31 protein-coding genes are annotated in these 23,535 nt (G+C 60.0%); 19 read left to right on the top strand and 12 right to left on the bottom strand.

Annotated elements, in window-relative coordinates; translation table 11 throughout:
* Positions 1-4: 4 nt before the first annotated feature.
* Both ATO10_RS12340 and ATO10_RS12335 read right to left on the bottom strand, forming a co-directional pair.
* Positions 5-1,120: a hypothetical protein gene (locus tag ATO10_RS12340; RefSeq protein ID WP_035252112.1), complete on the bottom strand. Its 1,116-nt coding sequence runs from the start codon at positions 1,118-1,120 to the stop codon at positions 5-7.
* Positions 1,121-1,222: 102 nt separating this feature from the next.
* Positions 1,223-2,299: a coiled-coil domain-containing protein gene (locus ATO10_RS12335; RefSeq protein ID WP_035251988.1), complete on the bottom strand. Its 1,077-nt coding sequence runs from the start codon at positions 2,297-2,299 to the stop codon at positions 1,223-1,225.
* 124 nt (positions 2,300-2,423) lie between these two features.
* Here ATO10_RS12335 and ATO10_RS12330 point away from each other — a divergent pair, with 124 nt between their 5' ends.
* Positions 2,424-3,704, top strand: coding sequence for an acetylornithine deacetylase/succinyl-diaminopimelate desuccinylase family protein (locus ATO10_RS12330; RefSeq protein ID WP_155886762.1), 1,281 nt, complete (start codon positions 2,424-2,426; stop codon positions 3,702-3,704).
* A gap of 161 nt (positions 3,705-3,865) precedes the next feature.
* On the opposite strand, the gene ATO10_RS12325 is transcribed toward ATO10_RS12330, so the two are convergent.
* Both ATO10_RS12325 and nth read right to left on the bottom strand, forming a co-directional pair.
* A complete protein-coding gene (locus tag ATO10_RS12325) occupies positions 3,866-4,852 on the bottom strand; it encodes an adenosine kinase (RefSeq protein WP_035251985.1) in 987 nt (328 codons plus the stop codon).
* Positions 4,849-5,493, bottom strand: a complete 645-nt coding sequence (gene nth / locus ATO10_RS12320) for an endonuclease III (protein ID WP_035252106.1) — start codon at positions 5,491-5,493, stop codon at positions 4,849-4,851. Before nth ends, ATO10_RS12325 begins: the two co-directional genes overlap by 4 nt.
* 178 nt (positions 5,494-5,671) lie before the next feature.
* On the opposite strand from nth, the gene ATO10_RS12315 reads away from it, so the two are divergent.
* The 3 genes from ATO10_RS12315 to ATO10_RS12305 all read left to right on the top strand — a co-directional run bounded on the left by ATO10_RS12315 (position 5,672) and on the right by ATO10_RS12305 (position 7,829).
* Positions 5,672-6,178: a hypothetical protein gene (locus ATO10_RS12315; RefSeq protein WP_035251983.1), complete on the top strand. Its 507-nt coding sequence runs from the start codon at positions 5,672-5,674 to the stop codon at positions 6,176-6,178.
* A gap of 60 nt (positions 6,179-6,238) precedes the next feature.
* On the top strand, positions 6,239-7,069 hold the full coding sequence (locus ATO10_RS12310; RefSeq protein WP_035251982.1) for a methylated-DNA--[protein]-cysteine S-methyltransferase: 831 nt from the start codon (positions 6,239-6,241) through the stop codon (positions 7,067-7,069).
* 109 nt (positions 7,070-7,178) lie between these two features.
* Positions 7,179-7,829 carry a YiaD family glycine zipper/OmpA-like lipoprotein gene (locus ATO10_RS12305; protein ID WP_035251980.1) on the top strand — a complete coding sequence of 217 codons (651 nt, stop codon included), beginning with the start codon at positions 7,179-7,181 and terminating at the stop codon, positions 7,827-7,829.
* 72 nt (positions 7,830-7,901) lie between these two features.
* On the opposite strand, the gene ATO10_RS12300 is transcribed toward ATO10_RS12305, so the two are convergent.
* The 6 genes from ATO10_RS12300 to ATO10_RS12275 all read right to left on the bottom strand — a co-directional run bounded on the left by ATO10_RS12300 (position 7,902) and on the right by ATO10_RS12275 (position 11,562).
* Complete coding sequence (locus ATO10_RS12300; RefSeq protein ID WP_035252104.1) at positions 7,902-8,456, bottom strand: F0F1 ATP synthase subunit B; 555 nt, start codon at positions 8,454-8,456, stop codon at positions 7,902-7,904.
* The gene (locus ATO10_RS12295) at positions 8,456-9,031 is read right to left on the bottom strand and encodes a F0F1 ATP synthase subunit B' (protein WP_035251979.1); all 576 of its coding nucleotides are present in this window, start codon (positions 9,029-9,031) and stop codon (positions 8,456-8,458) included. Before ATO10_RS12295 ends, ATO10_RS12300 begins: the two co-directional genes overlap by 1 nt.
* Before the next feature lie 77 nt (positions 9,032-9,108).
* Positions 9,109-9,333, bottom strand: a complete 225-nt coding sequence (locus ATO10_RS12290) for a F0F1 ATP synthase subunit C (RefSeq protein ID WP_035251977.1) — start codon at positions 9,331-9,333, stop codon at positions 9,109-9,111.
* Positions 9,334-9,386: 53 nt separating this feature from the next.
* Positions 9,387-10,142 carry a F0F1 ATP synthase subunit A gene (locus tag ATO10_RS12285; protein WP_035251975.1) on the bottom strand — a complete coding sequence of 252 codons (756 nt, stop codon included), beginning with the start codon at positions 10,140-10,142 and terminating at the stop codon, positions 9,387-9,389.
* Positions 10,143-10,144: 2 nt separating this feature from the next.
* Positions 10,145-10,474 carry an AtpZ/AtpI family protein gene (locus ATO10_RS12280; protein ID WP_035251972.1) on the bottom strand — a complete coding sequence of 110 codons (330 nt, stop codon included), beginning with the start codon at positions 10,472-10,474 and terminating at the stop codon, positions 10,145-10,147.
* A gap of 182 nt (positions 10,475-10,656) precedes the next feature.
* Complete coding sequence (locus ATO10_RS12275; RefSeq protein WP_035251970.1) at positions 10,657-11,562, bottom strand: DMT family transporter; 906 nt, start codon at positions 11,560-11,562, stop codon at positions 10,657-10,659.
* A 104-nt stretch (positions 11,563-11,666) separates the two neighbouring features.
* On the opposite strand from ATO10_RS12275, the gene ATO10_RS12270 reads away from it, so the two are divergent.
* Entirely contained in the window at positions 11,667-11,987 is a 321-nt protein-coding gene (locus tag ATO10_RS12270) for an ArsR/SmtB family transcription factor (RefSeq protein WP_035251963.1), read from the top strand.
* On the opposite strand, the gene ATO10_RS12265 is transcribed toward ATO10_RS12270, so the two are convergent.
* Entirely contained in the window at positions 11,984-12,481 is a 498-nt protein-coding gene (locus ATO10_RS12265; RefSeq protein ID WP_035251960.1) for a ClbS/DfsB family four-helix bundle protein, read from the bottom strand. The genes ATO10_RS12270 and ATO10_RS12265 overlap by 4 nt on opposite strands.
* A 78-nt stretch (positions 12,482-12,559) precedes the next feature.
* Positions 12,560-13,435 (bottom strand): LysR family transcriptional regulator, encoded by an 876-nt coding sequence (locus ATO10_RS12260; RefSeq protein ID WP_035252101.1) that lies wholly within the window; start codon positions 13,433-13,435, stop codon positions 12,560-12,562.
* 102 nt (positions 13,436-13,537) lie between these two features.
* On the opposite strand from ATO10_RS12260, the gene ATO10_RS12255 reads away from it, so the two are divergent.
* The 14 genes from ATO10_RS12255 (at position 13,538) to ATO10_RS12190 (ending at position 23,373) form a co-directional block, all read left to right on the top strand.
* Positions 13,538-14,119: an FMN-dependent NADH-azoreductase gene (locus ATO10_RS12255; RefSeq protein ID WP_035252099.1), complete on the top strand. Its 582-nt coding sequence runs from the start codon at positions 13,538-13,540 to the stop codon at positions 14,117-14,119.
* A 123-nt stretch (positions 14,120-14,242) separates the two neighbouring features.
* A complete protein-coding gene (locus ATO10_RS12250; RefSeq protein ID WP_035251958.1) occupies positions 14,243-15,055 on the top strand; it encodes a M15 family metallopeptidase in 813 nt (270 codons plus the stop codon).
* Positions 15,056-15,252: 197 nt separating this feature from the next.
* Positions 15,253-16,761 (top strand): signal recognition particle protein, encoded by a 1,509-nt coding sequence (gene ffh, locus ATO10_RS12245; protein WP_035251956.1) that lies wholly within the window; start codon positions 15,253-15,255, stop codon positions 16,759-16,761.
* Between the two features lie 6 nt (positions 16,762-16,767).
* The gene (locus tag ATO10_RS16050; protein ID WP_051598131.1) at positions 16,768-17,331 is read left to right on the top strand and encodes a GNAT family N-acetyltransferase; all 564 of its coding nucleotides are present in this window, start codon (positions 16,768-16,770) and stop codon (positions 17,329-17,331) included.
* Positions 17,328-17,933, top strand: a complete 606-nt coding sequence (locus ATO10_RS12235; RefSeq protein WP_035251955.1) for a GNAT family N-acetyltransferase — start codon at positions 17,328-17,330, stop codon at positions 17,931-17,933. The genes ATO10_RS16050 and ATO10_RS12235 overlap by 4 nt, the downstream gene beginning before the upstream one ends.
* Positions 17,926-18,222 (top strand): chorismate mutase, encoded by a 297-nt coding sequence (locus ATO10_RS12230; protein WP_035251953.1) that lies wholly within the window; start codon positions 17,926-17,928, stop codon positions 18,220-18,222. Before ATO10_RS12235 ends, ATO10_RS12230 begins: the two co-directional genes overlap by 8 nt.
* Before the next feature lie 39 nt (positions 18,223-18,261).
* On the top strand, positions 18,262-18,651 hold the full coding sequence (gene rpsP / locus ATO10_RS12225) for a 30S ribosomal protein S16 (RefSeq protein WP_035251951.1): 390 nt from the start codon (positions 18,262-18,264) through the stop codon (positions 18,649-18,651).
* A 7-nt stretch (positions 18,652-18,658) separates the two neighbouring features.
* Entirely contained in the window at positions 18,659-19,288 is a 630-nt protein-coding gene (gene bluB, locus ATO10_RS12220; protein WP_035251949.1) for a 5,6-dimethylbenzimidazole synthase, read from the top strand.
* Positions 19,289-19,336: 48 nt separating this feature from the next.
* A complete protein-coding gene (gene rimM, locus ATO10_RS12215; RefSeq protein ID WP_035251947.1) occupies positions 19,337-19,852 on the top strand; it encodes a ribosome maturation factor RimM in 516 nt (171 codons plus the stop codon).
* Positions 19,845-20,648 carry a tRNA (guanosine(37)-N1)-methyltransferase TrmD gene (gene trmD / locus ATO10_RS12210; protein WP_035251946.1) on the top strand — a complete coding sequence of 268 codons (804 nt, stop codon included), beginning with the start codon at positions 19,845-19,847 and terminating at the stop codon, positions 20,646-20,648. The genes rimM and trmD overlap by 8 nt, the downstream gene beginning before the upstream one ends.
* The gene (locus ATO10_RS12205; RefSeq protein ID WP_035251945.1) at positions 20,645-21,451 is read left to right on the top strand and encodes a sulfotransferase family protein; all 807 of its coding nucleotides are present in this window, start codon (positions 20,645-20,647) and stop codon (positions 21,449-21,451) included. The genes trmD and ATO10_RS12205 overlap by 4 nt, the downstream gene beginning before the upstream one ends.
* Before the next feature lie 318 nt (positions 21,452-21,769).
* The gene (gene rplS, locus ATO10_RS12200; protein WP_035251944.1) at positions 21,770-22,153 is read left to right on the top strand and encodes a 50S ribosomal protein L19; all 384 of its coding nucleotides are present in this window, start codon (positions 21,770-21,772) and stop codon (positions 22,151-22,153) included.
* Positions 22,154-22,164: 11 nt separating this feature from the next.
* On the top strand, positions 22,165-22,386 hold the full coding sequence (gene rpmE / locus ATO10_RS12195) for a 50S ribosomal protein L31 (RefSeq protein WP_035251943.1): 222 nt from the start codon (positions 22,165-22,167) through the stop codon (positions 22,384-22,386).
* Positions 22,387-22,563: 177 nt separating this feature from the next.
* Positions 22,564-23,373 carry a division plane positioning ATPase MipZ gene (locus tag ATO10_RS12190; RefSeq protein WP_035251942.1) on the top strand — a complete coding sequence of 270 codons (810 nt, stop codon included), beginning with the start codon at positions 22,564-22,566 and terminating at the stop codon, positions 23,371-23,373.
* The last annotated feature ends 162 nt before the right edge of the window (positions 23,374-23,535 follow it).

Raw genomic sequence — 23,535 nt, 5'->3', positions numbered from 1 at the left:
TGGATCACCTGTAGCTCAGCACCCGGCCACCCGGGCTGACGACAAACTTGCGCACGTCACGAAAGCCCGGCGGGTTGCGTTCAGCCAGCACCTGAAAGGCCCGTTGCGGCAGGATGACGGCGCGCTCGGTGCGGGTCGCGCCGGTGTCGGCACCGCGCCCTGAAAACGGATCCAGCGCAAAAACCTCTCGCTCAACCGAGCCAAACCAGCCGCTGCGTTCTTCGATCACCCGCTCGCTTTCAAGGTCTTCAAGGGTCCAGGCCAGCGCCCAATCTTCGCCCGCCGGTGCGTTGGCCTGATCCAGCACCTCGTGCAGCGGGCCGGACTGATGGGTGAAGGCGGATGAATGCATCGGGCCAAGGTGGAAGCGACGTAGGCGTTTGGGATGCAAATCGTCGAAATCCGTGTCAAACCCGCGCGCGATTGTCAGCAGCTTCAAAGAGCCAAGCGATTGCGCCATCAGATGGGCCTGCACCTCGGGCCAGCGGCGTTCGTCTTTGGGCAGCGGCCGGCGACCCGTGTCTTCGACCTCCATCAGGTACAGCGTCGGCAGGTTGACCTGACTGTCATAGACGGCCCAATGCACCAAAAAGGTCCGGCGGTCCGGGTCCAGATCGCCGACGAACACAGCGGAAGGATCGTTCTGCGCCCAAAACAGATCACCGTCCTGCAGGGCCTCATAGTAAAGTCGCTGCGACATGGCGAACTGCAGACGTGTGGGGATGGTCAGTTCGCCCACGATCTGCTGCACCATTTGGTCTTTCAGGGCATCGGTGGTTGGCAGCTGATCCAGATGCTTTTGCGCCTGTGCTGCGTCATTGGCCATGGTCAGCAACTCGCGAAACACCGGGAAGCCGCTTTCATGGGCATCAAAAGACAGCGACCCAAAGAACTGTCCAGTATCGCGGCCCGTCAGCAAGTACTTCAGCGACAGCGCATGAAACGTGTCGGACAGTTTCTTCAGATAGCCGCCCAGTAACCGCTTCTCCAGATCGGTGATCTGGCCGTCACGTTCCATCTCCTGCGCAACCCGCAGCAAATGGCCGGTGATCAGGTCGAACTTCTTGAAATAGCGCCGCGCCGCATAGGTATCGGTCAGGGCCGCATGATCCAATGTCATATCGATATCGGTCACGCGCAGCCCCCCCGAACGGGCCCAAAGGCCCGGACGGCGCCCACTCCGGCCCTCAATGGGGCGGGGCGGGCGCGCTTGGTTGGAAAATCAACCGCCATAGAGGTTCTTGTCATGTTTCTCGACAATCTCTGAAAACCGGCGGGCAAAGCGTTCGTCTGATTTCGCCTTTTGCTCCAGCACCTTGCGGGCAAAGACCATGTGGTCTTCGTGGGCTTCCATCATTTCGGCCATACGGCTGTTCGTGGCCGAACCAATCGCCGCCATCGCGGTTTGCGCCTCTTGATCGGTCTGCACGCCGATCTCGTTGATCCGGTGCGCCACGTCCTGCTGCTGCGCGGTCTTCAACGACTTGGTCAGCGCGTCATAGAGCACCACCCGCTGCTTGGTGTCGGTTTCCAGCTTGTTGATCAGCACCATTTGCGTCGCCGCCTGGTTCTGCAGGGAATCGACCCAGGTTTTGCCCTTTTCGATATAGCGTTCCAGCGTCTGGCTCTTGGCCAGTTTCACCTGCTCTTGCTGCACCATTTCGTTGTATTTGGCGTTCAGCTCGGCCAGTTCGCTTTCCAGCTTAGTGCGCGCCGCGGCGTCCTGTTCGACGCTGATTTTGTTTTCCAGCTCGATGATTTTCGGGTCCATCCCCAAAATCTCGGCCCGCAGCCCCTCCAGCTCGCCCACCGTCACCTCACGCTCGTCCAGCGTTCCTGACAGGTTGGTTTCAACCTTGGCCTTTTGGTCATTCAGCAGCGCCAACTGCCCCTGCAACAGCTGCACAATCACATCCGACTTGCCGATAAGGTCCTGCAGCTTGTCATCAATGCTGGCGGTGCGCAGACGTTCCTGACGCATCGATTCCGATTTGCCACGCGCGAAAATGCCGACAAAGCTTTCCCAGCCGGTCTTGTTGCGCATCTCGTCAAAGTCTTTCGAGAACCCGGCGGTGACGTCATCCAGCCCCATGATCAGCTCGGCAATATTGGCATTCATCGCCTGAGTGTGGGCGTGGACGTCTTCCAACGAGGCATTCTCGATATCAATCGCGATATCATCGCCGCTTTCCATTTTGGCACGCGCGGTCTCGATCCGGCTGGTTAGGTCTGAGATCTTCGACTGAGCCTCGGCGACCTGCGCCTGGCTGTCGCGGATTTGCGCTTCGAAATCGGCCATATGTTTGGTCCTCGCTGCAAAAGAGAATGGGGGCAATCACACGAATGTTAACGTGATTGATATGGCCACGTCACCCGCTTTTACAAGCATTGCCGCAAAGGGTTGCCTGACCTAGGGTGGCGGCATGAAAGACGCATTGGACATATCTATTTGTGATGCGGTTGAGGCCCGGCGCGACGACATGGTCGCACTTTGTGCCGACCTGATCCGTATTCCCACGCTGAACCCGCCGGGGCTGAACTACCGCGAAGTGTGCAGCTATCTGGCGGAGCGTCTGGCCAAATCGGGCTTCAAGGTTGAAATGATCCGCGCTGAAGGCGCCCCTGCCGACAGCGCCAAGCATCCGCGCTGGAACATCGTGGCGCGCTATGCGGGGGCTGAAGCGGGCGAGTGTGTGCATTTCAACGGTCATCATGACGTGGTTGAGGTTGGCCATGGCTGGAGCGTCGACCCCTTCGGTGGTGAGGTCAAAGACGGCCGCGTGTATGGGCGCGGCGCTTGTGACATGAAGGGTGGTCTGGCGGCCTCGGTCATCGCGGCCGAGGCCTTTATCGCCGCCTGCCCCGATTTCAAAGGCTCGATCGAGATCAGCGCCACGGCGGATGAGGAATCCGGTGGTTTTGGCGGCGTCGCCTATTTGGCGCAGCAAGGGTATTTCGATCACGTCGATCACGTAATTATTCCCGAACCTTTGCACAAAGATCGCATCTGTTTGGGTCATCGTGGTGTGTGGTGGGCCGAGTTGGAAACCAAGGGGCGCATCGCCCATGGCTCCATGCCCTTTCTGGGGGATTGCGCCGTGCGCCACATGGGCGCGGTGCTGGAAGAAATGGAGCGCACGCTGTTTCCATTGCTGGCCACCAAACACACGGAAATGCCAGTAATCCCAGATGGCGCCAAGCAATCGACGCTGAACATCAATTCGATCCACGGCGGCGAGGCCGAGCAAGACCCCGATTACACCGGTCTGCCTGCCCCTTGCGTGCCGGATCGCTGCCGCATCGTGCTGGACCGGCGTTTTTTGATCGAGGAAGACATCGGTGATGTGAAAGCCGAAGTCACAACGTTGATGGAACGCGTCAAGGCAGAGCGCCCCAGTTTCGAATACGAAATCCGCGACTTGTTTGAGGTCCAGCCCAGCATGACTGACCGCGACGCGCCGGTGGTGCAAACCGTGGCGCATGCGATTGAAAAGGTGCTTGAGAAAGCGCCGGAATACGTGGTGTCGCCCGGCACCTACGATCAAAAACACATCGACCGGATCGGCAAGCTGAAAAACTGCATCGCCTACGGCCCCGGCGTGCTGGACCTGGCGCACCAACCCGACGAATGGGTCGGGATCGACGATATGGCCGACAGCGCCAAAGTGATGGCCCTGACATTGCGCGAATTGCTAGGTCCCTAATGCGCATCCAACCCAATTGCATTCCCTGCCCCCTGCCAAGGCAGGGGACGTAAAATACAGTTATTCGGGTATTGGATGCGCCGGCGCGCCCGCAGGGCGCGCTTGGCCCAACGCCGGGCAAGCGGCTTGCTGCGCCAGCCCGGGGGCGGGAGCGCCCCGGTTTAAATCAGTCCTTGTTTGGCGAACAGCGCTTTCAGATCGGCCTCGGGCCGGGCGCCGACGTGGCTGATCACCTCGGCCGCCGCGACGCAGCCCATGCGCCCGCAGGTCTCCAACGACTGGCCGGTGGCATATCCATAGAGGAATCCAGCGGCAAACTGATCGCCCGCACCGGTGGCGTCCACCGGCACGATCCGGTTCACCGGCACCACGGCTTCCTCGTCACCGCGCACCAGCACCACGTCATGGCCCGAGCGTGTGCACACCACCATCCCGGCCTCCGACGCGGCCTGTTCCAGCGCCGCGCTCAGATCGGTCTGATAGAGCGATTCCCACTCATGCTCATTGCCGATCACATAGTCCAGTTCCTTGACCAGACGGCGGAAATCCTCGCGGTGGCGATCCACGCAGAACGGGTCAGACAAGGCGATCCCCGCCTTGCCACCTGCCGCGCGACACACCTGTGCGGCGCGCTCAAACGCCTGTTTTCCCTTAGGTTTGTCGTACAAATACCCTTCCAGAAACAGAATCTCGGCTTGGCCCGCCACGTCATCCGACACGTCCTCGGGCCCCAGCTCGGCCGAGATCCCCAGATAGGTATTCATCGACCGCTCACCATCCGGCGACACAAAGATCATCGAGCGCGAGGTCGGCAGCTCCCCCCCCGTAACCGGTGCGTTCACGAAATCGGTGCCATCCGCCGCGGACGCCTGCGCATAGAACCGTCCCAGCGCGTCATCCTGCACCCGGCCAATGAACCCGGTCTTCAGCCCCAGGTTCCCCAACCCGGCCAGCGTGTTCGCCACCGAGCCGCCGGGCGCCTGCGTCCGTTCTTTCATCGCGCCATAGAGCATTTCGCCCCGTTCGCGTTCTACCAGTTGCATAATGCCTTTCTGGATTCCCATCAGGTCCAGAAACGAGTCGTCAGATTGGGTCAGCACATCGACAACCGCATTGCCGATGCCCACCACCTGATAGGTCTTGCTCACAGAGTTTTCTCCTCAAAGGGACAGAGATCCCGGATGATACAGTTGCTGCACACCGGCTTGCGCGCTTTGCACACATAGCGCCCGTGCAGGATCATCCAGTGATGCGCGTGTTGTTGGAATTCGGCGGGGATGTGGTCCTCGATGGCGTGCTCCACCGCCACCACTTCCTTGCCCGGGCAAATGCCGGTGCGATTGCCCAGCCGAAAGATATGGGTGTCGACGGCCTGGGTGGGCTGCTTGAACCACATGTTCAGCACCACATTGGCGGTCTTGCGCCCCACACCGGGCAAAGACACCAGCGCCGCGCGCGAGCTGGGCACCTCGCCGCCATAGTCATCCACCAAAATTTGGCTGAGCTTGATCACGTTTTTCGCCTTCTGGCGGAACAACCCGATGGTCTTGATATGCTCAATCAGGCCTTCTTCACCCAGATCCAGCATCTTTTGCGGCGTGTCGGCGATCTTGAACAATTCCGCCGTGGCCTTGTTCACGCCCACATCCGTGGCCTGCGCCGACAAAGCCACTGCCACCACCAAGGTGTAGGCGTTGGTGTGGTCCAACTCGCCCTTGGGCTCGGGTTCTTGGTCGCGAAACCGGCTAAAGATCGCGTGGATCGTATGATAATCAAGCTGCTTTGCCATAGGCGGGGTATGGCAAAGCCCACCGCCAAGCGCAACCACCGCGCGCAGCGCGGCCCGGCCCAACGCCGGGCACGCGGCGCAGCCGCGCGGGCCGGGGGCGGGAGGGTCCCCGACTTAGCCCTGTTCACATATTCACTTCATGGTATTGCTAGATCGAAGATCGGTAGAGGAGTCCCCAGTGGTTAAGGGTAGCCTGATTGAGAGAAGCGAGAAATTCAACGCCCTGTGCAGAGTATTTACTCCACTCATCGGTGCGACGCTTTCGCGGTATGAGACCGCTCAACTTGAGTACGAACCGGGGAAGTGGGATGACTGGTCCGATTTCCCCATTCGGTTCTATTTCGGTAGTGAGCAGGTCGTCTCGATCGCTTGGAACCATAGCGAAGCACTCTGGATTCGTGATGATCTTTCATACCCGTTCAGCCCTTCAAATTTAGGGGTGCGTTGGGTTGAGAACAGCCTGCCCTGTTTTTCCAAATTGCGTGGCGAAAGGCTCGTTGACGTCACTCTTGGCGCGACCCTATTTTCCGGGTTTCCTAAGATGTGGGATCGGATTTTCCTGTGTTTCGGCAGCGCATGGGTCGAGGTATTTTTAGCTGGAGATGAAAACGCATATCGATCCCACACCGTTTTACCGGAAGTGGACATGATGCACATTTTGAAGACCTCTAATCGGAAATCTTGACCTGGATAAAGCCGCACGTTTCGGGTCGCGTGGCGCGCGCGCCCTCGCTAAGGTCACCTTATGGATGACCAAAGCTATCATTACCACGTCATGCGCCGTGCGCTGGATTTGATTGATGCCGCCGACGGCCCGCTAAGCCTTGATGATTTGGCGGCGCAGATGCAGATGAGCCCGGCGCATTTTCAGCGTCTGTTTTCGGCATGGGTCGGGGTGTCGCCCAAGCGCTATCAGCAATACCTAACGCTGGGCCATGCCAAGACCCTTCTGCACGACCGCTTCACCACATTGGAGACCGCGCAGAATGTCGGCCTGTCGGGGACCGGGCGGCTGCACGATCTTTTTCTGCGCTGGGAAGCGATGAGCCCCGGCGAGTTCGCCCGCAAGGGCGACGGGCTGACCATCCGCTATGCGTTCACCGACAGCCCCTTTGGCGAGGCCCTGACCATGGCCACAGAACGCGGCATTTGCGGCATGGCCTTTACACAGGAAACCGGGCGCGACGCGGCGTTGGACGACATGACCGCCCGCTGGCCCAATGCCGACTTCATCGAAGACCCGGGGGTCATCGCCCCGCTCGCCCAAGCCAGTTTCACCCAAAAGGGCGAGGCCGCGCTGCATTTGCTGGGCACGCCTTTGCAGATCAAGGTTTGGGAGGCATTGCTGCAAATCCCCTCTGGCCATGTCACCACCTATTCGGAAATCGCCCAAAGCATCGGCAACCCGCTTGCGGTGCGGGCCGTGGGCACCGCTGTGGGGCGAAACCCGATCTCGTACCTGATCCCGTGCCACCGCGCCCTGCGTAAATCCGGAGCGTTGGGTGGATATCACTGGGGTCTGCCCGTCAAACGCACCATGCTGGCGTGGGAATCCGCCCGGGCCGACGCTGGTTAGGCGGATTGCCGCGCGGGGCATGGGCGCGCGGCATTCCCCATGGAATGCGGTCCCAAGCTTCCTATATTCTTGCCATAACCCGTAAGGGATCAAGAAAAGAGGCAGCCTCATGCGTACAACCTATACTCTTCCCGCCGTTCTGGTCGGAGCATTGGCGCTTTCCGCCTGCACCGATGTCGACAGCTACAACCCCGATGAAAATGCCCGCACCAAGGAAGGCGCTTTGCTGGGCGCGATTGCCGGTGCCGTGGCCGTTGGCGCCGCAACCGAAGACGCTGGAAGTGCCCTGCTGGGCGGCGTTATCGGGGGCGCATTGGGGGCCTATGGCGGGGCGCAGCTGGATGCGCAGGCCCGCGATCTGGAACAGCGTTTTGGCAATGATGCCATCACCGTAAGCAACACCGGTGGGCAACTGGTGGTGACCATGCCCCAGGACATCCTGTTCGCCATCGACAGTGCCGCGCTGAACGTCGCGCTGGAAGCCGATCTTGCGATTCTGGCGGATAGCCTGAACAAATATGACCAATCCGCCGTCGAGATCATCGGCCACACCGACAACACCGGCTCAGCTGGGTATAACGCCACCTTGTCATTGGACCGCGCCCAGGCCGTTGCGGATGTGTTGGTGAACAATGGCGTGTCGGTGACACGTCTGGACGCCACCGGACGCGGTGAGGAACAGCCGGTGGCCTCGAACCTGTCCGAGGAAGGCCGCGCCCAGAACCGCCGCGTCGAGATTGTCATTACCCCGTACAGCTGATCGGGTGTTGCAGGTTTAAACAACAAAAAACCCGGCACGTGGCCGGGTTTTTTCGTGTTTCTGTGCGGCGGCTTAGTGCAGCTTGGCACCCACCTGTGCAATCGCATCGTCGATCAAAGCATCGCTTTTTTCATCGCTGATACGCTTGGTGATCACTTCCGAGGCGGCCTGAACGGCCACGGCTACGGCGCGGTCACGCACTTCGCGAACAGCCGTAGCTTCGGCCGATGCGATTTGATCTTCGGCGGCCTGCAAACGACGTTCGATCGAGGCGGCAAGATCGTCTTTGGCTTGCACTGCTGCAGCTTCGGCTTCTTCACGGGCGTGGGCGACGATACGCTCGGACTGTTCTTTGACTTCCTGTTGCTTACGCTCATAGGAGGCCAGAATGGTCTGAGCTTCTTCGCGCAGCGCTTTGGCTTGTTCCAGCTCGCTGCGGATGTCGTCTGCACGCTTGTCCAGCATCCCGCCCAGCATGCCGGGTACTTTGAAGTACACCAGAACGCCGATGAACAGCAGGAAGGCCAGCAGCACGACAAAGTCTGTGTTGCCCAACGAGAAGAAAGGACCGCTTGCAGCCAGAGCCGGCGTGCCTGCGACGGCGAAAAGAACGCTGAGTTTCTTCATCATTCTTCCCCTCCGGTCAGACGGCCAACCGTGCTGTTGATGATCTTCGGACCGGCAGCATCGCCGTGGCCCAGGGCATCAACAATTGCCTTGGCAGTGTCTTTTGCAACTTCGGTGACGCTCTGGTCTGCGCCGGCGCGGATCTCAGCGATACGCTTTTCCGACTCTGCCGTTTTGGCAGAGATCTGAGCATCTGCCTTTGCGGTAGCATCATCCAGGTCAGCCTGAATTTCAGCCTTTGCATCGGCGATAATCTTTTGTGCCTCAAGGCGGGCATCGGCGAGAGCTTGGTTATAAGCCTCTTCCGCTTCCTGCGCTTTCAGCTTCAGTTCTTCGGCGGCCGCGATGTCGTTGGTGATCGTGCCCTGGCGGTCAGCCAGAACGGCGCCGATCCGAGGCAACGCAACGCGCGACAGGATCAGATAGATCACGACGATCGTGATAACCAGCCAGAAGACCTGGTTTGGGTAGGTCGAGAAGTCGAGCTGCGGCATGCCGGCCGATTCAGTGGCGGCATAGGCGGCGTCGGCTGCCCCGTGTGCGGCGTGCGCCGCGTCATGCGTTGTATCTGCCATGTCGTCCTCCAGGAACCCCGGTTACACCGGGTGGATGCGCAAAGCATCCACCCAGCCGTAAGGATTGGTTCGTTGGATTAGACTGCGAACATCAGCAGCAGAGCAACGAGGAACGAGAAGATCCCCAGCGCTTCTGCAAACGCGATACCGATGAACAGAGTAGCAGTCTGGCCGCCAGCGGCCGAGGGGTTGCGCAGAGCGCCCGACAGGAAGTTGCCTGCCACGTTGCCAACACCGATTGCGGCTGCGCCCGAGCCGATTGCTGCCAGGCCTGCGCCGATGTGTGCGAGATCGCCTTCCATGTGATATCTCCTTACGGTTGGAAGTTTAGATTAGGTATGTTGCGGGTCGGACCTTAGTGCGACGGATGCAGAGCGTCCTTCAGGTACACGCAGGTCAGAATGGTAAAGACGTAGGCCTGAATGAAGGCCACCAGGACCTCAAGACCATACATTGCGGTGATCGCCACCACGGCCAGCGGGGCCACGGTGGTAACCTGTGCGAAGCCAGCGAACACTTTGATCACCGCGTGGCCGGCCATAACGTTACCAGCAAGACGGATGAAGTGGCTGACAGGGCGCACAAAGTAAGAAATCAGTTCGATGACCGCCAGGATCGGGCGCAGCGGCAGCGGTGCCGAGCTGACCCAGAACAGGCCGAGGAATGCAGCGCCGTTCTTGACGAAGCCAACGATGGTGACGGTGAAAAACACTGCCAGCGCCAGCACCAGTGTCACCGCGAAGTGCGAGGTGGTGGTGAACGACATCGGGATCAGACCAAGGAAGTTGGCCACAACGATGAACATGAACAGGGTCATGATGTAGGGGAAGAACTTGATCGCGTCCTTACCGGCAACATCCTCAACCATCTGATAGACGAAACCGTAAGCCAGTTCGCCGATCGACTGCACGCGCGAGGGCACCTGAGCACGGCCACGGGTGCCGATCACCAGCAGCAGGAAGATCGCGACGATGGTGATGCCCATCCACAGGGTCGCGTTCGTCGGGGTATACCAGTGGATCGTATCGCCACCAAACAGAGGTTTGATGATGAACTGATCCATCGGGTGGAATACCAGGCCTGCTTCTTCGCCATGTGCTTCGGTTGCCACGTTCAGTCCCTCTCGTCCTCATCGGCCTTGGCCGAATTCTGTTGTTGCAGCTCTTGGGCGGATCGCAGCATCACCTGCACCCCGGCCACAAAGCCAAGCAATATGAACAGCACCATCAAGAGCGGTGAGGTCCCAAAGACCAGATCCAGCCCGTATCCGATGCCAAAGCCAATCGCGAGACCGGCTACAAGCTCTGTTACCATCCGCCAAGCGACCTGCGCCTGAGAATAGTGTTCTTCCTGGTGGGGTTTGGATGGGTGTTGAGCATCTTTCAGCTCTTCGATCCGCGCATCGAGCTGTGAAAGTCGCTCTTTATCTTCCGGATCTACCATTCACGAACGCCCCCTGGACAGTCGCCGCGAACCTAGGAACAGGGGGTGCCAGAGTCAAGCAAGAAGAACGGCGAATGCGAACGCAGCAAGCCACTGATTTGAAACGATATTTTGGCGGGCGTCGCGTTGTCGCAACCACCCCGGGCGGGCTGATAGGCGCTAACAGGGTGGAAATCCGTTATTCAACCATCTGGTTGATGATTGCCTTTGGGGCGCAACAGCCGCACCAGACGTCCGTCGATCAACAGAAGCGCGGTAAATATCGCGCCCATGCCCGCCAGCTGTGGCCAAAGCAGCTGTTCGTTCAAAAACCACACGCCCAACAGCACCGCCGAGATGGGCGCGACATAGGTTACCGTCGAGGTTGCGAGAGGCCCAACCCGCGCCAAAACCCAGTAGAACACGATGAACGAGGCGGATGTCAGAACAAAGCCAACCATCGCCAGTGACGCCCAGCTTTCAGGCCGTGTGACAACCGGAACGCCCTCCATGATCAGCGTGACCGGGGCCAGAAAGAGCGTCGCCATAGTGAGCCCCCAGGCCGCCATCGCGGCGTGGGGCACGCCCGTGACAGCTTTGGTATAGTTCACAGCGATGGCGTAGCACACCGGCGCCAGCGCGGCGAAGAGGATCGCCCAGAGCTGTGATCCCCCACCCGCTTGCAACGCGGGCACGGCCAGCAAAACGATCCCGCTGAAGCCGATGGCCACCCCGATGGATTTCAGCACAGTCGCGCGTTCGCGGCCCGGCCAGAAATGGGCCACGATCACCACCATCACCGGGGTCAGCGCGTTGATGATGCCCGCAGCACCCCCGGTGATATACTGTTGTGCCAGCGCATAGATCGAAAACGGCAGCCCGTATTGCACCAGCCCGATTAGCAGGAACTGCCGCGCCTCACGCATAGATGCGCCCCGCAAGCCTCCGGTGGCCGCCAGATAAATCCAGCAGCCCAGCGCGCCAAGGCCGACCCGACCCAGCGACAGGCCAAACGGGCCCAGTTCGCGCAGCAGCACCTCGTTAAAGAAGAAAGACGAGCCCCAGCCGATCCCCAGCAGGACAATCACCGCCCAGTTGACCAAACTCATGACCCACCTCGTGTTCGTGACATAACACGTAGGCCATGGGCGGGTCGCCGGGTCAATCCGGAACCTGCGCTTTTCCCAGCCGTTAATCCGGGTTACCAAGGGGCATGGCGCAGCTTGATCAGATTTTCGCGGCATTGGCCGACCCCACCCGCCGACAGATCCTTGAGATGCTGCTGGAGGATGATATGGCTGTCACCGATGTTGCCGAGCCGTTTGAGATGTCTCTGGCCGCCATTTCCAAACACCTGACCATCCTGACCAAGGCAGGGCTGATCAATCAGGAAAAGCGTGGCCGCGTGAAATGGTGCAAGCTGGACCCCGATGCCCTACGCGATGCGTCGATCTGGATGCAAAGTTTTGGCCAGTTCGAGGCGGTCAATCTGGACGCGTTTGAAAAGTTTTTGCAGAGCGAATTGGACGGTTAAGCCGCCAGTTCCCGATTGCACCGCTGTACAAACTTTGCCGCAGATCGGTAATGCGACGCTCCGGCGGCCTCGGCCCAGCGGCCCGTCGTCCAATGGTTCTTGGCGCCTTTCATCGGCGCGGCATAAAGGGCATCGTCATCCAGCCGCCCCAGAAAATCGATCAGCACCGCATGCGACGCCCGCAACAAAGCCCGCGCGGCCGCCCACGACAAATGACCCTGTGACGCGCGAATGCGTTCATTGAAGTCGTTCAACTGGTTCCAAGTGTACCCGTCAGCCGGAAAGCTGACGTCTTTGCCCGCCTGACCGTCGGCATACCAGCCCATGAACAGCCGTATCCAATAGGCGCGGTGCGCGATAACATCCTTTATCGAGGTCTGATCGACGCATTTCTTTGCCGCCAGTTCTGGCGGGATTGTATCAAGAAGCGCCTCTAGCTTTGAAAATTCGTTCTGACTCAGGTCTAGCAATTCTGCTTTGCTATGTGCAGGCATCTGTCCTCCCATCTTTGGAATGGAAGGATCATATCAGCCTGCCCGTGCGGGCGCTTTGAGCCGCGTCAACCAAAAGGCCTAAGGCCAGCCTTTTGCGGCCTCTTTCAGGGCGGTAGTGAAACCCTGCACCTTGGCCGTGCGATGAAGGTCCACATGGGTGACCAGCCACAGGTTGGCGCTCCACTCGGGGATCGGCGGCAATACCTCGATCAGGTCGGGGTTGCCGCGCGCCATCCAGCCCGGCACAAAGCCCAGCCCACAGCCATTGATCACGGCGTGATAGCCATCATTCATGTTGGACATTTTCAGCGCGATGTTTTCAGCCGGAACGTTTTCGCGCATCCATTGATAAAAAGACGCCCGGTGGGTTTCATCGGTGTGCCCGATAAAGCGGTGATTGCAGAATTCGGCACGCCCTTCTGGTATGCCGTGCTTTTCGACATAGCTGCGATGCCCAAACACCGCCATGGACAGGTCCGCCAGCGATTGGACGATGTTATCGGGATCCTGCGGCTTAGCCCCGGCACGCACGGCGACATGGGCCTCGCCATATTCCAGCCGGAACAGGCGTGAATCGGTGATCAGCTTGATTTCAAGATCCGGGTTTTCCTCTTGGAAGGTGGCGATGGTGGGCAACAGCAGCGGCGAAACACTGTCGACCGAGGTGATCACCAGTTCGCCCGTCATCGCCGCACCTGCACCGTGTAATCGCCCAGCCAGCTGTTCAAACTGATCCGCCGTGGCCTGCGCCACCTGCAACAGGTCCAGCCCCGCATCGGTCGGCGTGTAGCCGCGCGCGTGGCGTTGGAACAGCTTGACCCCCAAACGGCCTTCAAGCGCATCAATATGGCGGATCACCGTGGCATGGTGCACGCCCAGCACCTCGGCCGCGCCGCTGACCGTTCCCAGCCGCGCCACCTGAAAAGCGGTTCGGACCTCATCCCAATTGTCGATATCCATATGTGCACCTATCCACAGATCATGTTGATTATTGACGATTGTGTTCATTCACGCAAGACTTATCTTTTTCGCAAGAGATATGAACAGGAGTACACCATGGCCAAGCACATTCTGCGCATCGACGCATCCGCCCGCAAAGAAGGTTCGATCACCCGCCAGCTGACCGACCGCATCATTGACCGCTTCGCTGAAGCAACAATCACCACCCGCGACCTGACCGAGGCCCTGCCCCAGATCGACGAATCCTGGGTCGGTGCGAACTTTACCCCCGCTGACGACCGCAGCGATGTGCAAAAGGCCGCGCTTGAACTGTCCGACAGCCTGATCGCAGAATTGCAGGCCGCTGACACCGTGGTTATCGGCATTCCCGTCTATAACTTCGGCGTTCCGGCCGCGTTTAAAGCATGGGTTGATCTGGTCGCCCGTGCAGGCGTGACCTTCCGCTATACCGAAAACGGCCCCGAAGGGCTGCTGGAAGGCAAGCGCGCGATTGTCGCCTTTGCTTCGGGCGGCGTGCCGTTGGGCTCGGATGTCGACTTTGCCTCGGGCTTTGTGCGCCACGTTCTGGGCTTTATCGGCATTACGGATGTCGAATTCGTCGCCGCAGACGCCATGGCCAGCGATGCCGATGCCACGATCAAAGCCGCCAATGACGCGGTCGACGCGCTGGCGGCCTGACCCCCGTTTCACTCACGGCTCAGACGGTCCCGCCCTGCGGGGCCGTCTTTGTATTAGAATCACGCGGCACCGTGCTATGCTGATCAGGCATTTAGAAAATTATTTTAGTACGGAGTATGTTTGATGGATAATCGTCATCTTCAAATGGTCATGGCTGCGGCGGGTGCTTATGGCGGCGGCATTGATGGAATCCTTGGCGCGATGTCCGAAGCCGCGATGCGCGAAATTGAGACACGACACGCCGCGCTCTACACCTTCGACCCGACAAGCACGACCGAGAACCGGCGTAAAACCGGGGTGCTGCAAGCATGTTTGAATGAGCTCGGGTTTGAACCGGGGTTTGTTGACGGGTGGTATGGCAACATCACCGGCGAGGCCCTGAACGCCTTTTTGTATCGCACCACCAACGGCACGGATGAAGTGATCGACCGCACACCTCTGACAGGCACAACGCTGCCTGAAGATCTGCCAACCCGCGCTCAGTGCACAAGCGTCTATGGTGACCCCGAGCACGAGGTCCCACAACGTGTCATCACAATCGAACTGCCCTTCAGCTATCGGTTGGATTGGAACCTGCGCAAGAAAACCAATCGTGTCACGGTGCACCGTGACGCCGCGCCATCGCTGGAAGCCGCGCTGATTGCGGTGCACAATCACTATGGCCCCGCGCAAATGACAGCGCTTGGTCTGGATCGCTATGCCGGTGCCTATAACAAGCGCCGTGTGCGCGGCGGCAGCAGCTGGTCGATGCACGCTTATGGCTGCGCGATTGATTTTTATGCTGCGCCCAACGGGCTGCGTACAGAATGCCCTCAGGCCCTGTTCTGTGGTCCGCCGTATCAGGCCTTTCTGGACATCATGGAAACCCATGGCTGGTTGCCAGCCATTCGCCTGTGGGGCGCGGACGCCATGCATTTTCAGCGCGCCCGTTTATGACGCCAATGCCTTGACTCCACCGCGCACGCGCGATAGTTGCCCCCTCAATTCCGGAAGTGTGTCAAAACTTCCGGTCCTGTGGCATGGCCCAGGATCGCCCCCCGTCAGCGAGGATTCGCCCACGGGGGACATTGGCGTTTGGTTGGTTCGTCCCCAGATTGGACGGACATGGTTGTAACGGTCTTGGAGGGCCAGGCATGTTTGAAAATCTATCCGAACGCCTGTCTGGCGTCTTTGATCGTCTGACCAAACAGGGCGCCCTTTCTGAGGACGATGTAAAAACCGCGCTGCGCGAGGTGCGTGTGGCCCTGCTTGAGGCCGACGTCTCGCTGCCTGTCGCCCGTGACTTCGTCAAGAAAGTGCAGGAGCAGGCCACCGGTCAGGCCGTGACCAAATCGGTCACCCCCGGTCAGCAGGTCGTCAAGATCGTGCATGACGCGTTGGTCGACACGCTGACCGGCGAAGAAGACCCCGGCGAGTTGAAAATTGACAACCCGCCCGCGCCGATCCTGATGGTCGGCCTGCAGGGCGGTGGTAAAACCACAACGACCGCAAAGCTGGCGAAACGGCTGAAAGAAAAGAACGGCAAACGGGTGCTGATGGCGTCACTGGACGTCTACCGCCCCGCTGCGCAGGATCAGCTGGCCGTGTTGGGCACGCAGATCGGTGTGGACACCCTGCCGATTGTCAAAGGCCAATCGCCTGTTGATATCGCCAAACGTGCCAAGCAGCAGGCCACCATGGGTGGCTATGATGTGTACATGCTGGACACCGCCGGTCGTCTGTCGATCGACGAAGAGCTGATGGCCGAGGTTGAGGCCGTCCGCGATGTCGCCAACCCGCGCGAAACCCTGCTGGTGGTCGATGGCCTGACTGGTCAGGATGCCGTGCACACGGCTGAAAACTTTGAAGAACGCATCGGGATTTCCGGCGTTGTCCTGACCCGGATGGACGGTGATGGGCGCGGTGGTGCCGCGCTGTCGATGCGCGCCGTCACCGGCAAGCCGATCCGCTTTGTCGGCTTGGGCGAAAAGATGGACGCGGTGGAGGAATTCCATCCTGAGCGTATCGCGGGCCGTATCCTTGGCATGGGCGACATCGTTTCGCTGGTGGAAAAGGCGCAAGAAACCATCGAGGCCGAACAGGCCGAGCGCATGATGAAACGGTTCCAAAAGGGCCGCTTCAACATGAACGACCTAAAAATGCAGCTGGAGCAGATGCTCAAGATGGGCGGCATGGAAGGCATGATGGGCATGATGCCCGGCATGGGCAAAATGGCGAAACAAGCACAGGCGGCGGGCGTGGACGACTCGATCCTGAAACGCCAGATCGCTTTGATCCAGTCGATGACCAAGCTGGAGCGCGCCAACCCGCAGATCCTGCAGGCGTCGCGCAAAAAGCGCATCGCCAAGGGCGCCGGTCTGGAAGTGTCCGAGCTGAACAAGCTTCTGAAAATGCACCGCCAGATGGCGGACATGATGAAGAAGATGGGCAAAGGCGGCATGATGAAACAGGCGATGAAAGCCATGTTCGGCAAAGGCATGCCCGAGATGCCGGCGGGGATGGACCCGGCTGGCATGGACCCCAAAGCGCTGGAAGCGGCGGCCAAACAACTGGGCAAAGGCGGCGGCCTGCCCGGTGGTCTGCCCGGCCTTGGCGGCGGCGCCCTGCCCCCCGGCCTGTCTGGTTTCGGGAAGAAGAAGTAAGCCAGCATGATCTCGCCCGTCACCCTCCCCTGCCCCGGCGCCCCGATCGCCGAATCCGCGCGCGGCGCGCTGCCGGTGTTGCAGACCGCGCGACTGACGCTGCGCGCGCCGGAGTTGGCGGATTATGAGCTGTTCTCGCGGCTGTTTTCGTCACCGTCGGGCAAGTTCATGGGCGAAGTGCCGGACGAGGCCGCGATCTGGGCGCAGTTCACCAATTACACCGCCGGATGGCTGTTGCGCGGCGACGGCATGTTCACGGTCACCCATGATGGCGCCCCGGTTGGCTTTGTTTTCGCCGGTGTCGAGATCGGCGATCAGGCGATTGAGCTGGGCTTTTTCATCGCGCCCGAACACCACCGCAAGGGCTTTGCCTTTGAGGCCGCAAATGCCGCGCTGATCCACCTGCGCAGCATCGGCCCCGACCAAATCGTCAGCTATGTCTCGCCCAAGAACGCTGCCAGTCAGGCGTTGGTCACCAAACTGGGCGGTGTGCAAACCGGCACGCTGGAAGGCGCGCTTGTTTACTCCTATCCGCTGGACGCGGACGGCGGACCGGAGGCTTATGCATGAACGCGCAAAACATCCCCGTTCTGGAAACCCAGCGTCTGATCCTGCGCGGCCCCACCGCCGAGGATTACCCGGATTTCAAAGCCACCTTCACCAGCTATCGCGCCCGTTTCATGGGCGGGCCTCTGAATGCTTATGAAAGCTGGATGCTCTATGCCGCCGAGATCGGCCACTGGGAGATCCGCGGTTTCGGCATGTGGATGATCCATCTGAAAGACACCGATGAATGCGTCGGCATGGCCGGTGGCTGGATGCCCGCCAAATGGCCCGAACGCGAGATCGCCTGGATCATCTTCCCCGACAAGGGCGGCAAGGGCTACGCGCTAGAGGCCACCAACGCCGCGCGCAACTATTTCTATACCGAACAGGGCTGGGACGGTGCGGTCAGCTATATCGACCCCAAGAATCTGGACAGTATTCGTTTGGCCGAACGTTTGGGCGCCGTCAAAGACAGAACCGCCCGCACGATTGACGGCAACGATGCTGTTTACCGCCATCCGACCCCCGACGAGCTGGCCAACAGCCAGATCGCCGATGGCATTGCGCTGGAAATCGGCCACTACTGCGACCCGCTGTTCAAACCGAAAGGATGGGCCATTGACTGACGCTGTGACCCGCGCCGCCGAGGTGCTGAAAGAACATCGCGAAAGCATCGACCGCTTGGACGCGATCCTTGTTTACACGCTGGGCGAACGCTTCAAGCACACGCAGGCCGTGGGCAAGCTGAAGGCGCAGCACGCGCTGCCGCCCAGCGACCCGAACCGCGAGGCCGCCCAAATCGCCCGTCTGGAAGACCTGGCCACCCGCGCCGATCTGGACCCCGAATTCGCTAAATCCTTCCTGAATTTCATCATTCGCGAAGTGATCCATCATCACGAGAAACACCAGAAATAAGCGGCCCTTGTCGCTGACGCCAATCTAAGGAGAAACCCAATGGCTATCAAAATTCGTCTCGCCCGTGGCGGCTCGAAAAAACGTCCCTTCTATCGCATCGTGGCTGCTGACAGCCGCATGCCGCGCGATGGTCGTTACATCGAAAAGCTGGGCACCTATAACCCGCTGCTGCCCAAAGACAGCGAAGAGCGCGTAAAAATGGACATGGAGCGCGTTCAGTACTGGTTGGGCGAAGGCGCTCAGACCACCGACCGCGTGTCGCGCTTCCTGGAAGCTGCTGGCGTTGTTGAAAAGAAAGAACGCGCCAACCCCAACAAAGGTGAGCCGGGCGCCAAAGCCAAAGAGCGCGCTGAAGAGAAAGCCGCCAAGGCTGCGGAAGCTGCCGAAGCTGCAGCTGCTCCGGCCGAAGAAGCCGCAGCAGAAGAATAAACCCCGGATGCGAAGCTTTACCCAAAGCTTCCAGGCGGAGTTGACGGAACTGATGCGGTGGCGGCGCGATGTGCGCCGCTTTCGCACCGATCCGGTGGACGAGGCGTTGCTGCGGCAATGCCTCGATGCATTTTTGCTGGCCCCATCTGTGGGCTTGTCCGAACCTTGGCGCGTTCTGCGGATCGAAAGCCCGCAAGCGCGGTCAGCGGCTCTGACCAATTTCGAGGCCGCAAATGCGCAGGCCTTGCAGGGCTATGAGGGCGAAAAGGCGCAGTTATACAGCGGTTTGAAACTGTCGGGGATGCGCGATGCGCCCGTGCAGTTGGCCGTCTATTGCGATGACAGCACCGAAAAGGGGGCCGGGCTGGGCGCGGCCACCATGCCGGAAATGCGGCGCTATTCGGTTGTCGGGGCGATCACCTTGCTGTGGCTGCAATTGCGGGCGCACGGGTTGGGCATGGGGTGGGTCTCAATCCTGGACCCTGACCAGCTGAACCGTGATCTTGATGTTCCGGCGCATTGGTCGCTGGTAGGCTATTTCTGCATCGGCTGGCCCGCCGAAGAATGCACCACGCCCGAACTGCAAAAAGCCGGCTGGGAAGAGCGCCGCGACGCCCTGCCAGTTCAGAGCGTTTGATCAATCGCGCCGAGCGTGCCAAAACGCATCTGACGAAAGGGTGCCAATATGAGCGATGACAAGATCTGCGTGGCTGCGATTGCTGGCGCCTTTGGCGTGCGCGGCGAGGTGCGCTTGAAAAGCTTCACCGCCGAGCCCGAAGCCATGGCCGACTATGGCCCGCTGAGCACCGAAGACGGGGGGGCGACCTATAGCGTCACCCTGACCCGCCCGGTCAAAGGCGGCTTTGCCGCACGTCTGACGGGTGTGGCCACCAAGGAACAAGCCGACGATCTGAAAGGCACGCGCCTTTACACAGATCGCGACGCGCTGCCCAACTTGCCGGATGATGAATATTACCACGCCGACCTGATCGGGTTGGACGTGTTTGACACCGGTGGCGTGAAACTGGGTGCCGTGCGGGCCGTGCATGATTACGGCGCGGGGGACATGCTGGAGGTCTTTGGGCCCGGCCTGAAAACCACCGTTTTGATCCCCTTCACCAATGCCTGCGTCCCCACGGTTGATCTGGCCGGGGGCCGCGTCGTGGCTGACCCACCCGAAGGGCTTTTTCCCGATGAGTAAACTCGCCAAATCCCATGGCCGCCTGTCCATTTCAGCCAGCCTCAAACCGCGTGATTTGGTGGAGGATCGCCCGCGCCTGCATGGTGCCTGGACGGCCAAGGTCATCACCCTGTTCCCGCAGGCCTTTCCCGGCGTGTTGGGCCAGTCGTTGACCGGCAAGGCTCTGGAAGAGGGCAAATGGGCGCTTGAAACCGTCGATCTGCGCAAGTTCGGCATCGGCAAGCATAACAACGTCGATGACACCCCCGCAGGCGGCGGCGCGGGCATGGTGTTGCGTGCGGATGTGCTGGGCGAGGCCATCGAAAGCGCCCAACAGGGCGCCACGCCCAATTGGCCGCTTTTGTACCTGTCACCGCGCGGGCGACGGATGGACCAACGCATGATGCGCAGCCTGTCGCAAACCGATGGCGTCACGCTGATTTGCGGTCGGTTCGAAGGCGTCGATGAACGCGTGCTGGAACAATACGGTGTTCAGGAAGTCAGCCTTGGCGATTTCGTCATGACCGGCGGGGAAATCGCCGCGCAAGCCCTGCTGGACGCCACCGTGCGGCTGATGCCCGGCGTATTAGGGAACGAGGACTCGGCTGTTGAAGAAAGCTTTTCCAACGGCCTTCTGGAACACCCGCAATACACCCGCCCAGCTGTCTGGAAAGGCCGTCCGATCCCACCGGTGTTGATGTCAGGCCACCACGGCAAAGTCGCCGAGTGGCGGCAGGAAATGTCGGAACAAATCACCAAGCAGCGTCGCCCGGACCTGTGGCAGGCGTATCAGGACGCCAAGGGCAAATCGGAATGAGCCATGTGATCGTTCATGCCGGGTTTCACAAAACCGGCACGACCAGCCTGCAGCAATGCCTGCGCGCCTATCACAAGCAACTCTCACCCCATGTCGGCCTGTACTACGGCGCGAAGCTGGGGCCTGTGCAGCATCGCGGGCGGCACTATGGCTATGAGCCAACCGAAGAGATGCTGGGCCGGTTTCGCCGCGGGTTGCGTAGGTTTCTGAAAAGCGTGCCTGACCAGCCTCAGATCGTGCTCTCGCGCGAGGCCTTTTGCGGTGCTTTGCTGGGCGAAACCCGCACCGATGGCACCCGGATCACCAGCTATGCGCCTACGTCTGTGCCGTTGGCAAAGGCCTTGGTCAACGGCATCCAGGAGAGATTTGGGCAGGACGTGCAGATAACCTTTCTGTTCACCACCCGTGAGAACGACAGCATGATCGCCAGCGCCCACCGCCACCTGCTGCGCCTGCGCCGGATGACCGATGATCTGGAGACCTTCAGCGCCAGTCTGGCGTTTGACAAGGACACCGAACTGGCCGCCCTGCGCAACGCGCTGGGACCGATCCCGCTGGTCGAAGCCCCGCTCAGCGAATACGGCCCTAAACCCGCCGGCCCCGCCGCCGCCGTGTTGGACCTGCTGACCCTGCCCGACGCGCTGCGGGCCTCGATCACCTGGGAGAAACGCAACCGCCCCGGCCAAAGCGCTGATCTGTCCGATGAATTGCTGGCCCTGAACCGCAGCATTTCGGACGATGAGGCCCTTAAGATGATCAAAGAAAAATTGCTGCTGGAACGTGAGGGCATCCGGCCCGACTAAGAGCGGGCAAAAATCTTGCAAAGATTTTTCGTGCGAATTTTTGTCGAAAAATTCGCCCCCGCCCCGACCGAACCGGTTGATTTGCAGTGAAATTGGCAGTAGCAAGCACCGTCCGCGACTGATCTGAGTCGTTCGGACCCGTTTTTATATGGGATTGCTGGGTTGCGACGGCCCCGCGAGACATCCCCAAAAAACGGCGCAAAGCAAAGACGACCTGAAACTCTGGCGGGCGCTGCGGCGGACCCGATCGACGACCAAGAGCTCTGAGGCGACAGCAATCTTCGTGGAACAAACCACGAGCAGTTTAGGAGAGATGCGATGGATCTGATCGCACAGCTCGAGGCAGAACAAGTTGCCTCGCTGGGGAAAGACATCCCCGATTTCAAAGCGGGTGACACCATCCGCGTCGGTTACAAAGTGACCGAAGGCTCGCGTACCCGCGTGCAGAACTACGAAGGCGTTTGCATCAGCCGTAAAAACGGCGGCGGCATTGCCGGTTCGTTCACCGTGCGCAAAATCTCGTTTGGCGAAGGCGTGGAGCGTGTGTTCCCTCTGCACTCGACCAACATTGACAGCATCACCGTAGTACGCCGTGGCCGTGTGCGCCGCGCCAAGCTGTACTACCTGCGTTCGCGCCGCGGTAAATCGGCACGTATCGCCGAGGTCACCAACTACAAGCCCAAAGCTGGCGCTGAAGCGTAAGGAGACGGGACATGAAAGCAGACATTCACCCCGATTACCACTTCATCGACGTCAAAATGACCGATGGTTCAATCGTAAAAATGCGTTCGACCTGGGGCAAAGAAGGCGACACTCTGGCGCTGGATATTGATCCTTCGGCGCACCCGGCATGGACCGGCGGCAACACCCGCCTGATGGATGCTGGCGGCCGCGTGTCGAAGTTCAAAAAGAAATACGAAGGTCTGGGCTTCTAAGCCACTTACCTTTGATCGCGACGAAACGCCGCCCTTTGGGGCGGCGTTTTGCGTTTTGGGTTATCCACAGGAAATTCCTAAAATTCGTGCAGCCGCGCACATCAACCGCTTCCGCCAAGCCAATATACAACATATAGTGTTCAAAACCGGGAAACGGTGGCAGCAAAGGGGAACGGCGTGGCGCATATCATCGTCGTAGGCAATGAAAAGGGTGGTGCGGGAAAATCGACCGTCTCCATGCATGTGGCGACAGCCTTGGCCCGGATGGGGCACAAGGTGGGGGCGATTGATCTGGACCTGCGCCAACGCAGCTTTGGCCGGTACATGGAAAACCGTGTGGCCTATTGCGCCCGCGAAGGGCTGGAACTGGCCACCCCAGTCTATCGTGACCTGCCTGAAATCGACCGTGATCAACTGGCTCCGGGCGAAAACATCTATGACCGCCGCCTGTCGATGGCCGTGTCCGCGCTTGAGGAAGACTCGGATTTCATTCTTATCGACTGCCCCGGCTCGCATACCCGTCTCAGCCAGGTGGCGCATTCGTTGGCTGACACACTGATCACCCCGCTGAACGACAGTTTCGTCGACTTTGACCTGCTGGCCAAAATCGAACAGCCCAGCGGCACCATCCTTGGCCCGTCGATCTATTCGGAAATGGTCTGGAGCTCGCGCCAGCTGCGCGCACAGGCCGGCCTGCCGGCGATCGACTGGATCGTATTGCGCAACCGTCTGGGGGCGCAGCAAATGCACAATAAACGCAAGATGGCCGAAGCGTTGATGAACCTGTCGCGCCGGATCGGATTTCGGGTGGCCCCGGGGTTCAATGAGCGCGTGATCTTCCGCGAGCTGTTTCCGATGGGCCTAACCCTGCTGGACCTGCGTGACATTGGGGTGAAGGGACTGAACCTGTCCAATGTGGCGGCACGTCAGGAACTACGCGACCTAATGGGTGCGCTGAACCTGCCCGGCGTCCGGGTTGATTTCTAAACCTGGCGCCACGGTTCCAATTGAAATCAGAACAATCGCCCGACTATGACCCAAAGAAAAAGCCCACCGGCACAGGCTGGTGGGCTTTTCCTCTGGATACCGGGGTGGCTTAAATCAGCCCTCCCATTGCGACGGCGGTGTCAGCCATGCGGTTTGAGAACC

The organism is Actibacterium atlanticum (assembly GCF_000671395.1).
In the GTDB taxonomy this organism is placed as follows: Bacteria; Pseudomonadota; Alphaproteobacteria; order Rhodobacterales; family Rhodobacteraceae; genus Actibacterium_D; species Actibacterium_D atlanticum.
This window is presented reverse-complemented; position numbering and strand designations above follow the sequence as displayed.